Annotated in this window: 13 protein-coding genes; 12 read left to right on the top strand and 1 reads right to left on the bottom strand. The window is 42.6% G+C overall.

Annotated features, from left to right (window positions below):
- Positions 1–61 precede the first annotated feature (61 nt).
- Genes H3V01_RS00430 through speD form a run of 4 tightly spaced genes read left to right on the top strand, consistent with a single transcriptional unit; the run spans position 62 to position 3,747 of the window.
- A complete protein-coding gene (locus H3V01_RS00430) occupies positions 62–460 on the top strand; it encodes a DUF350 domain-containing protein (protein WP_025330045.1) in 399 nt (132 codons plus the stop codon).
- 31 nt (positions 461–491) lie between these two features.
- Positions 492–1,535, top strand: coding sequence for an SPFH domain-containing protein (locus H3V01_RS00435; protein ID WP_084564733.1), 1,044 nt, complete (start codon positions 492–494; stop codon positions 1,533–1,535).
- 8 nt (positions 1,536–1,543) lie between these two features.
- Positions 1,544–3,382, top strand: coding sequence for a DUF4178 domain-containing protein (locus H3V01_RS00440; protein ID WP_198185619.1), 1,839 nt, complete (start codon positions 1,544–1,546; stop codon positions 3,380–3,382).
- Positions 3,370–3,747, top strand: coding sequence for an adenosylmethionine decarboxylase (speD, locus tag H3V01_RS00445; protein WP_084585858.1), 378 nt, complete (start codon positions 3,370–3,372; stop codon positions 3,745–3,747). The genes H3V01_RS00440 and speD overlap by 13 nt, the downstream gene beginning before the upstream one ends.
- Before the next feature lie 286 nt (positions 3,748–4,033).
- On the opposite strand, the gene H3V01_RS00450 is transcribed toward speD, so the two are convergent.
- The gene (locus tag H3V01_RS00450; RefSeq protein ID WP_084585857.1) at positions 4,034–4,840 is read right to left on the bottom strand and encodes an outer membrane protein assembly factor BamD; all 807 of its coding nucleotides are present in this window, start codon (positions 4,838–4,840) and stop codon (positions 4,034–4,036) included.
- Between H3V01_RS00450 and rluD the strand changes: the two genes are divergently transcribed.
- The 8 genes from rluD to H3V01_RS00490 all read left to right on the top strand — a co-directional run bounded on the left by rluD (position 4,839) and on the right by H3V01_RS00490 (position 10,615).
- Positions 4,839–5,969, top strand: coding sequence for a 23S rRNA pseudouridine(1911/1915/1917) synthase RluD (gene rluD, locus H3V01_RS00455; RefSeq protein WP_198185621.1), 1,131 nt, complete (start codon positions 4,839–4,841; stop codon positions 5,967–5,969). The two genes, H3V01_RS00450 and rluD, sit on opposite strands and share 2 nt — an antisense overlap.
- A 9-nt stretch (positions 5,970–5,978) precedes the next feature.
- Positions 5,979–6,770, top strand: a complete 792-nt coding sequence (gene pgeF, locus H3V01_RS00460) for a peptidoglycan editing factor PgeF (RefSeq protein ID WP_100125118.1) — start codon at positions 5,979–5,981, stop codon at positions 6,768–6,770.
- A gap of 320 nt (positions 6,771–7,090) precedes the next feature.
- On the top strand, positions 7,091–7,618 hold the full coding sequence (locus tag H3V01_RS00465; protein ID WP_198185623.1) for a DUF6882 domain-containing protein: 528 nt from the start codon (positions 7,091–7,093) through the stop codon (positions 7,616–7,618).
- 401 nt (positions 7,619–8,019) lie between these two features.
- A complete protein-coding gene (locus H3V01_RS00470) occupies positions 8,020–8,751 on the top strand; it encodes a beta-ketoacyl synthase chain length factor (protein ID WP_037392580.1) in 732 nt (243 codons plus the stop codon).
- Between the two features lie 41 nt (positions 8,752–8,792).
- The gene (locus H3V01_RS00475) at positions 8,793–9,518 is read left to right on the top strand and encodes a lysophospholipid acyltransferase family protein (protein WP_232332616.1); all 726 of its coding nucleotides are present in this window, start codon (positions 8,793–8,795) and stop codon (positions 9,516–9,518) included.
- A 3-nt stretch (positions 9,519–9,521) separates the two neighbouring features.
- The gene (locus H3V01_RS00480) at positions 9,522–9,779 is read left to right on the top strand and encodes a phosphopantetheine-binding protein (RefSeq protein WP_037392583.1); all 258 of its coding nucleotides are present in this window, start codon (positions 9,522–9,524) and stop codon (positions 9,777–9,779) included.
- A 37-nt stretch (positions 9,780–9,816) separates the two neighbouring features.
- Positions 9,817–10,074, top strand: coding sequence for an acyl carrier protein (locus tag H3V01_RS00485; protein WP_025330056.1), 258 nt, complete (start codon positions 9,817–9,819; stop codon positions 10,072–10,074).
- The gene (locus tag H3V01_RS00490; protein WP_041879327.1) at positions 10,067–10,615 is read left to right on the top strand and encodes a membrane protein; all 549 of its coding nucleotides are present in this window, start codon (positions 10,067–10,069) and stop codon (positions 10,613–10,615) included. The genes H3V01_RS00485 and H3V01_RS00490 overlap by 8 nt, the downstream gene beginning before the upstream one ends.

Genomic DNA, 10,615 nt, shown 5'->3' on the forward strand with positions numbered 1-10,615 from the left:
ACTATACAAAATAATTATTATACGGTATGTTTAACATCAGAAATAATCGGGATAATAAATAATGACAATTCCTTTATTGCAATATCTCCAATATTTAAAATATTTTGCGGTGGCGCTGTCCATGCTAATCGCATTTGCTTTGTTATATATGCGTATTACTCCTGTAGCTGAGCTGAAATTAATTAAACAGGGGAATATTGCCTGTGCTGTTTCGCTGAGCGGCTCAATGATTGGTTTTTGCATCACTCTGACTTCCAGTATGCTGCAATCAGTTAATCTGGTCAGTTTTATTATCTGGGGCATAGCAGCCATGATTATTCAGATTCTGGTGTATTTGATTGCTACCCTGCTGATACCTAAAGCTAATCAGGAACTGGTTAATAATAATATTGCAGTCGGAATTCTGTTTTTTGGTTTGTCTGTGGCTATCGGTATTCTCAATGCTGCAGCATTAAGTTAAAAATTAACTTTATTTAAACTGGATACGAACAATGGTAATGAATTCAATTTTTGGCAGTAATGGTCTGGGTGGCTTCATTAAGAAACAATTTATTGACGTTATCCAGTGGGAAAATCCTGACCCGGATGTATTAATGTGGCGGTTTCCCTTACAGGATCAGGAAATTCAGAATGGTGCTGCTCTGGTGGTGCGTGAAGCACAGTCTGCTCTTTTTGTGGATGAAGGTCAGATTGCAGATCAGTTTGGTACAGGAACATTTACCCTTAATACCCAGAATCTGCCTTTACTCACCAATCTGAAAAACTGGAGTAAATTATTTCAGTCTCCATTTAAATCGGATGTGTATTTTTTCAATCTGCGTCAGCAATTATCCAGACGCTGGGGGACTGCACAGCCAGTTACCATTCGCGACAGTGATTTTGGCGCCATCGCTGTACGCTCGTTTGGCATGTACACTTTTCGCATTGCCCAGCCGGCAGTTTTCTTTCGTGAAGTAAGCGGTGTCTGTGAAGAATACCGAACTGAAACACTGGAAGAGCAGTTGCGTAATCTGGTCATTACTCAGATGGCCACTGCTTTTGGCAATTCTTCTATTCCTTTTCTGGATATGGCTGCTAACCAGCTAATGCTGTCACAGCAAATGATCACATTACTGAAACCGGCTTTTGCAGAGCTCGGACTGGAGCTGGAAAAGTTTACTGTGGAAAGCATTACTCTGCCGGAAAATCTGCAAAAGCGTCTCGATGAGCGTATCGGCATGGGTATTGTCGGGGATATAGCACGTTACACCCAGTATCAGACTGCACAGGCCATTCCGCTGGCAGCGGAGAATGAAGGCGGTATTGCCGGAATTGGTGCCGGACTGGGGGTCGGTATGAATATAGCCACTGTGATGACTTCAGGCCTAACCGGAACGGTGGCTGCACAGACTGCACCGGCCGGTAGTACTGAAAACGGATCTTCAGATTTAACTGCGCGGCTCGCGCAACTGAAAACATTGCTGGAGCAAAATCTGATTAGTCAGAATGATTATGATACTGCCAAGGCTGAGATTATCAAAAAAATCACCGGTTAATTCGCAGTATGAATAGTTCATCCTCTTATCTGCTGCACACAAGCTGTCCCAGCTGCGGGGCTGAAATCGGAATCCGTTCAGCCACTGCAGTCACTGCGGTTTGCGGCTATTGTCATTCTGTTTTATTAGTTAATCAGAATAAACTGCTTCAATCAGGGCGCCATTCTGCAGTATTGAATGATTTATCTCCGCTGCAAATCGGTACTACCGGTAAGTGGCAGGGTAAGTCATTTATTCTGATCGGGCGTATACAAGTACATTATGAAGCAGGTTTATGGAATGAGTGGCATGCACTGTTAGAAGATGGCAGCAGTGCATGGCTGTCTGAAACTAATGACCGTTTTGCTTTTACCCGTTTGCAGCCGCCATCTGCCGGTGAGGAAAAATTACCCGAATTCAGTAGTCTGAAAGTCGGTAAAACATTTTTTAAGTATCAGTCACGTTGGTATGCTGTAGCTGATATTCACAAAACCAGCCGGGGTCAGTATGTGGCTGAAGGTGAGTTACCTGTATCGCTGCCAAATTCTGAAACAGCACTGGTAGCTGATTGCCGTAATGGTTTGTCATTTATTACGTTGGATTACTCATCCGGTCAGCAACAGCCTGAAGTATTTGCAGGCCGGGGAGTGAGCCTGAAATCACTGAAACTGCAAAACACTCGCAGAAAAGAACAGATACGCAGCCAGGCCGGTTATGTAAAAGGCAGTACTAAAAGAGGTAAATGCCCGAGTTGCGGCGGTGAAATTCTCTGGGTAAGCGGGGTAACCGATTACGTACTATGCCAGTATTGCCACGGTCAGATGGATATGAGTGAAGACGCGGCATTACAGAAAAACATCAGTGAGAAGCGTGAATGGTATGAGCGTCAGTTAACCATTAAAATTGGCAGTAAAGCACGTATCAACAATGAAGACTGGTGGGTACTGGGTGCAATGATACTGGTGGAATTACCAGTACAGATAGCTTTTCCGGATGTACCTTTGTATGTTCAGGTTATGCGTGAAGAGACAGAGGAAGAAGACAGTCTTGGCTGGACTGAATATCTGCTTTACTCACCCAGAAAAGGCTTTTTATGGCTGCTGGAGCTGGAAAATAATCAATGGGCAATGGCTTCAACACTGGACGATTGGCCTATTTTAAACGGACCATTGCAACCTCTCGATTTAAAAAGAGAAGATATTCCGTTTTTATATGATTATGCTGCCCATGTAATGTATGCTGCCGGTGCATTTTACTGGCAGGTTGCTCCGGGCGACAGAATGTATTATATCGATTATGGTTGCAAGGCGCATAAACTGTCTACAACGCTCACGGACAACGAACAATCATGGTCTGTGGTCAGCACCATCCCTGCTTCTCTGGTGGCTGCATGGTTTCAAAATGATAAAAATATCAGTATTAAAGCAAAACCCCTTGAGCGGGATAAAGCTGTTGAAATTGTGCGTGAACATCAAGGCATTAAAGCAAAAGATTTTAATGCCGACAATATCAGAAAATGGTCCCGGCAAACCTTTATAAATTCTCTGTTTAATATTTATAACCCTAATTTCTGGATAGCTTTATTTGTTGTTTTAAATTTACCAGTAATTTTTATAATATTGGTCGGCGGACCGGCTGATTATGACTATGGAATTGATGCGGTACTAGTGTTTATACTTGCTTTTAGTTTACTGTCGACTGTGCCCAAATTAAAAACTCGTCAATTAAATAAAACCAGAAAATATAATATTTATATTGCTGCAATACTATTAATTGCATTTACATGGATAGATTATGCCGCGCATGAAACAGATACAAACTCTTCGGGCGGGCATTATTATAGTAGCAGCGGGCGATGGCACAAATAAAACAGCTTAGTCATAGTGTAGGGCAGCACTGTTTACTGGATGTTTATCAAACAAACGGTAACTGGTTGCAGGATGCTGTTGCCATCGAAGAATTATTGCGTCAGACTGCGCAGGCAGCACAGGCGCATATTCTTACCAGTTATTTTCATACTTTCGGCGGCAACGGTGGTGTTACGGGTGTATTGTTATTGGCTGAATCACATATCAGTATCCATACATGGCCTGAACATCACTATGCTGCCATTGATATATTTATGTGCGGACAGTTACTGACTGAAGCTGCTGTGGCAAAATTACAAAAATTATTACCGGAAGCACAGATGCAGATTCGCTGGTTAGCACGCGAATATTTGCCAAAAGTATAAAATTTTTTCTGAACTGAAATCAGGGTAACAATAATCAAAACATACTTTTCAATCTCAGAAACGATGCCTGCAGAAATTCCGAACATATTGAATAAATATTTGCTGTAAAAAAGAATACAGATTACTTGTATTTGTAAGTCCTGATTACTTCTGTGCACCATGTGCAATAACTATCCAGAGCAGAATAATCAATTGCGCATATACAAAAATCAGACCAATACCTGCGAATTGGTCTGATTAAGAAGTGTAGCTTATCTGAGACTGAGTACCGGAATATCAGCCGTAATTACTTCCAGTAACGCCACCATGGAATGGAATTGTGATCCTGCCATGGTTTCTGTAAATACGGGCTGTTCGGGAAATTCTGTGCCAGTACACGTTTGGTATCATCACTGAGTTTCTGCTCGCCCAGATTTGCATATGCTGAAACCATGATTGCCAGAGCTTCTTCAACATTTGGCGTATTCTGAAATTGAGAAATTACAGTCTGTGCCCGTCCTACCGCAGCAAGCCATGCACCGCGCTTCATATAATAGCGTGCCACGGAGAGTTCATTACCACCCAGTGCATCCAGCAGTTTCTGCATTTTGGCACGGGCGTCGTCAGCATATTTGCTCTGTGGAAAATACTGTACGAGCAGAGCAAAAGTAGCATAAGCTTCACGGTTTGCTTTAGGATCGCGGTCAGACCAGTCCTGTTTTGCCAGTTTGCTGACAAATGATTTGTCTTCATTGAGCTGAATCAGCGCTTTCAAATATAGCGCATAATCCATATTCGGATGTTGCGGATAAAGACGCTGGAACTGTTCAATAGCAACCAGTGCCTTATCGTTCTCATCATCCTTATAATAAGCATAAGCCGTATCCAGCTGAGCCTGTTCGGCATAAGAACCATAAGGAAAACGTGCCTGCAGAATTTCGTATAATTTCTCTGCATGAGTATAATTACGGTGCATCAGCTCATCATGTGCTTCATTGTACAGACGCTGAACTGACCAGTCCTGGGTAATCTGGGAATCTTTATCTACCGTACTTGTGCTGGCACAGGCACTCAGTAACAGGCCTAAGGCCACCGCCAAAAACAAATTTTTCATGAAAGACACTTCTTTGTTAGAGAATGATGACGATTATAACGATGATTTGCCATTTACGGCAGATGATAGTACACAAAGTTATAAAAATTGGACAGTACCTAATGAACTGGCCGGCCTGCGTCTGGATGCCGCACTGGCAAAACTGGCACCGGAATTTTCCCGCAGCCGGCTGACTGCGTGGATAAAAGACGGACATGTCACAGTCAATGGCAGCGTAGTCCCGCCCAAGTATAAACTGATTGGCGGCGAAGCCATACAGGCAGCCATCCAGCAGGATGAAAGTCAGCTGGCTTTCATACCGCAGGCTATGTCACTGGATATTATATATGAAGATGATACTGTACTGGTACTGAATAAACCGGCCGGGCTGGTTGTACATCCTGCAGCAGGAAACTGGCAGGGCACATTACTCAATGGTCTGCTCGCGTATTGCCCGGCACTGACACAAGTACCACGAGCCGGTATCGTGCACCGTCTGGATAAAGATACCAGCGGATTAATGGTTGTTGCCAAAACCATAGTCGCACAAACTCATCTGGTTCGTCAGTTACAGGCACGGACAGTCAAACGTACCTATCGTGCTGTTGCTGACGGGGTAGTGCCGTTTGACGGTAAAATTGAAACACTGATCGGACGTGATCCGCATAATCGTACCCGTATGGCTGTAGTCCCTTTTGGCGGCAAAGAGGCCATTACGCATGTAAAAGTACTCGAACGTTATGCTGATTTCAGCTATATCGAATGTCAGCTGGAAACCGGCCGTACTCATCAGATTCGCGTGCATATGAAAGCTGCCGGACATCCGCTTGCCGGAGATGCTCTTTATGGTAATCCGCGCCATCACGCCACAACAGAAGTCAGAGACGCTGTTAAAATGCTGGCACGTCAGGCACTGCATGCCTACCGGCTGAGTTTTATTCATCCGCAAACTCAGGAGAACATGCAATTTGAAGCTCCGTTACCGACTGATATTTATCATTTACTGTCTGTACTGCGTTTACAGGCTGGCATGGACTCTTCCATTAAAACCGAAGACCAATGGCAGCAGCGGCTGAGTGCGGAAGCATCTGAAGATGAAGACTGGGACGACGATGATTATGATGTGGATGTTATTTATGTACGCGAATAGGACAGAGGAATGAATCAGTGGGACATGAATCGGGCACTCGGTCTGAATCAGAATAAAAATGTCTTTTTTAATGCACAATGGCCGGCACCAGCCAGTGTGCATACCTTGTTTACAACACGTCAGGGCGGTGTGAGCCAGCCACCGTTCAGTTCATTGAATGTCGGAGCACATGTCGGTGATAACGCAGATGCCGTGCAGCATAATCGTGCATTAGTACAACAACAGGTAGCAAAACCTCTGGCTTATCTGAATCAGGTGCACAGCGCAGATGTTATTAATGCTGTGTCTGCGTTAACTGCATTGCAGTCAGGTACACCGGCCAATGCTGATGCAAGCTTTTGTCACCGCGGCGAATCAGCAGCCTGTGCGATTATGACAGCCGATTGTTTGCCGGTATTATTGTGTGACCGTGCCGGAACAGTAGTTGCCGCTGCACATGCCGGCTGGCGCGGGCTGGCAAACAGAGTATTGCAGAATACTGTAGAGGCTATGCAGGTTAACCCTCTGGAAATATTAGCTTATCTTGGTCCTGCAATCGGACCGGAAGCTTTTGAAGTCGGCGCTGAGGTATGGGAGGTGTTTTGTCTGAAACAGCCAAAGGCACAGACTGCATTTACAGATATTGGTAATGAGCACTATCTGGCTGATATTTATGCCCTGGCACGGCTGGCTCTCGCAGATGCCGGCGTGCATCAGGTATATGGTGGAACGGAATGTACCGTATTGCAGCGTGAGCGTTATTTTTCTTATCGTCGTGACGGGAAAACCGGACGTATGCTCAGTGCAATCTGGCTCGAATAAAACCGCAATGGATTAAATTGCTTACAAATCGAATTCATTTTTTAGCCAGAGCATCAATGTTTTTTAGAAAAGAATCAACTTAAAAATAAATCGTTGATACTTCTGCCGAAAAATTTAATCCGGTCATGCATGCTAATAAAGTGGTAAGTATCTGATAATAATGCTTAAATAATATTGTAGGTATATACTTTGTTAAATTAACTATATAAAACTGATTTAGAAGTTGATAATTATCGTGATATAATTCAACTAGTTATAACAATCAATAAATTATGTAAAATAATTTTTTCTTAACCAGCATTATAAACAGGGGATAAAACATGGGTAATTTCTTAAAAAAACTTTTTGGCAGCAAAGAGAAAAATACTGATCAGCATACAACAGAGCTTTCCGAGCCAGAGCTTACCATTGCACGCGCAAATAACGAGATACAATTACGCACGCAGATAGCAATAGATACTTGGGGTCTTGATACTGCTGAATGGAGTGCAGACCTTGATACCGGTACGATTACTTTTGTCAGTCATGAAAAAAAACTGATGGTAACTGCCCCAGTACAAATAGTTGGTACATACAATACTGAAGACAATACCTGGTTATGGGGATGGGATCATCCGTCAGTCAGTGAATCGCTCAGTGTAGCTGCACAAAAAGTACAAGATTTTGGTACAGAATATCATCTGGAAGCACTCACCACTCGCAAACTTGAGATTTCTATGGATGATGCATGGGGATTTGCTGCACTTGCGTGTTACCTCAGCGGCGGTGAAGGCTGCTATACCGGTTCGGCAGACACAACGAAAATATTCATGGTCTATGGTACGGTAACAATAAGTAATAAAGACTAACTAGCAAACTATTATCTAAGTAATCAGTAAGATTAGATGTGCATTACTTTGCGGATATGACATTGAAATTTCCATAAATAAGCGCTTTAACAGAGGAGCACTGCTTTTATGTGCTGATAGGTATATACTAATATCTGCAAATAAATTAATTTAAAATCCAAATAATAATTAACACTTAATTTAAATTTTAAATTACATTTAACCATTTACTCTTAATATTTTTAATCATTAACTATTAGATATTTATGGTATTTAATATTGTATAATCAAATACTTTAAAATTTACCAAATATATTGAAATTAAATTGATTCAAATGACATTAACAATTAACAAAAAATCTTATTGTTTATTGTTATATATTTACATATAATGTCAAGTTTATAAGATTTTCAACAGATATATGAAATTTTCAATATCTGACTGGCATGCTGTTAGTCCTTTTCATCATACGCCGGAAGACTGGCAAAAATGGGTTGCTCAGCGCAGAAATGTAGGTGGTTTACCGGTTAAAGATGTGGATTTATCTTTTTTGCCGGCAATGAAAAGACGCCGCTTAAGCTCTGCTGCTCGTTTGATGTTTGCTGCGTCATGGCCGCTGCTGCAAGAGGATGCTTCCTGTCCGGTAGTTTTTGTTTCTCATGATGGTGAGATCAACCGCAGTTTTCAATTGTGGAAAAGCCTGATACAGCAAGAAGAGTTATCACCCACTTCGTTTGCCTTATCAGTACATAATGCCATTATCGGACAATGGTCGCTGATGCGGGGTGATATGAGCGAAAGTATTGCGCTGACTGCCAGATACAATGGTTTGGAAATCGGAGTTACTGAGGCTGTAGGTCTGCTGGAAGAGGGGGCATCACAGGTTTTGGTAGTTGTAGTAGAAGAACCTCTGGCTGAGGAATATAACGTAGCTGCTGTACGTGCTCCGTTTCCGCTGGCACTGGGGTTAATTATTACCAGAGGTGAACAGGTAAGCCTGACTTATTCAACAGCAGATACTGGCAACGAATTATTATCTGGTGAACTGAATTATTACAGTAGTGCACTGGAATGGATTACACAGCAGATTACAGCGCAACCGGTGCGTCATCAATCTGCGGAGCAAGGTATCTGGCAGTGGCAAATTGGTTAACGGATTGGTGTAACTGGCTGTGGCGCTGGTGTGCAACAGCAATGGGTTTTGTAATTTTTGGTGTATTCGGGCTGCTGTTTAAAATAATTCTGTGGCCTTATACCTTACCTGCTGCAAGAAAAAATGCAGATAGCCAGATAAAAGCGCGACGGCTGGTTGCATCTGTCTGGGCGGCATTTATCCGTTATCTGAGTATCACAGGAGTTATTGCTGTCCGCTATCATGGTTTTGAACGTTTGGGTCGCCCCGGGCAACTGATTCTGGTGAATCATCCTTCATTACTGGATGTTGTGTTTATGCTGGCCAAGGTGCCGGTGCTCAACTGTATTGTTAAGAAGGATTTGTTGCATAATCCGGTAATGAAAAACTCGATACTTGCCTGTGGATTTTTACCGAATGATGAATCCTTACAGGTTATTGAGGATGCGGATGCAATACTGCGCAGCGGGCAGAGTATGCTGATTTTTCCTGAAGGCACACGTACCGGATGGGATAATAAAATTTGTTTTAATCGTGGTGCTGTGTCTATCGGATTACGCAGTGCCAGCGTAATTACTCCGGTCGTGATTGTCATGAATCCGCCGGCACTGAAAAAAAACCAACCCTGGTATCAGATACCAAAACAGAAAATTCATTATGATTTTTATGTTGGTGATGATATCGATCCACAGCAGTGGTTACAACGCAAACCTTTGCCAATTGCGGCAAGACAACTTAACCAGCAGTTGCAGGAATATTTCCAGCAGGAATGCAGTAGAAGAAAGTAGTAAATGAGCGATTTAGTTATTCAGATTAAAGAATTAATTATTGACAGTTTAGGGCTGGAAGATATCACAACAGATGATATAGGTGATGATATGGCCTTATTCGGGGATGATGGTCTAGGACTTGATTCAGTAGATGCTCTGGAGTTAGGTCTGGCTATCCAGAAAAAATTTGGTTTGCAAATGGAAAGTGACAGCAGCCAGCTGCGCGAGTATTTTTTTAGTGTTAATACATTAGCAAATTACATCCAAAGCAAACGTTAAAGATAACCTGTTTTTATTTTAAAAGGGAAACCTGTGTATGACTGAACAGGAAATTTATGCCATTCTGGCAAATGCACTGGAAAATCTGTTTGAAATTGCTCCAGAGCGAATCAAACCGGAAGCCGATTTATTTGCGGATTTAGAAATTGATAGTATTGATGCTATTGATCTGATTGATTATATCAAGCGCCAGACTGGACACAAATTACAGGCAGAGGATTTTCGCAATGTGCGTACGGTAGCTGATGTAATTCAGGCAGTCATGAACAAGGCCAAACAGGCCGAGAATGCCTAAATTATATCCGGTAATTAATACTGTACTCGTTCTGGTCAGTATCCTTTACCCGTTTATCTGGTATTTTGGTCAAAAATACACCGGTGTTATTCCGGTTGCAGTATTAATGGCGCTGATCTGGCTGTTACGGGCATTACTTAATCGTCAGCCATTACAAAAGCTGTTGTCATGTGCAGTAATGTTACTGTTTATCGTTTTAGCATGGCTGCATTCAGCTAAAGCCATGTACTGGTACCCAGTAATGGTAAGTGCGCTGCTTTTGCTGGTATTTGGTGCAAGTCTGTATAGCCGGCAGTCCTTAATTGAGCGTCTTGCCCGCTTACAGCGTCCTGATCTGCCTGCTTCAGGTGTACGCTATACCAGACGTATTACTCAGATATGGTGCGGTTTTTTTTGTGTGAATATCATAATTACCGCTGGTTTGATTACCGGTGAATACTGGCACGCATGGACTGTATATACAGGGCTGATTTCTTATCTGCTGATGGGAATACTGTTTGGCGGAGAGTTTCTGTATCGGCGGTTAATATTAAAAATATAA

Origin of the sequence: Snodgrassella sp. M0351 (assembly GCF_016100575.1) — a bacterium.
In the GTDB taxonomy this organism is placed as follows: Bacteria; Pseudomonadota; Gammaproteobacteria; order Burkholderiales; family Neisseriaceae; genus Snodgrassella; species Snodgrassella alvi.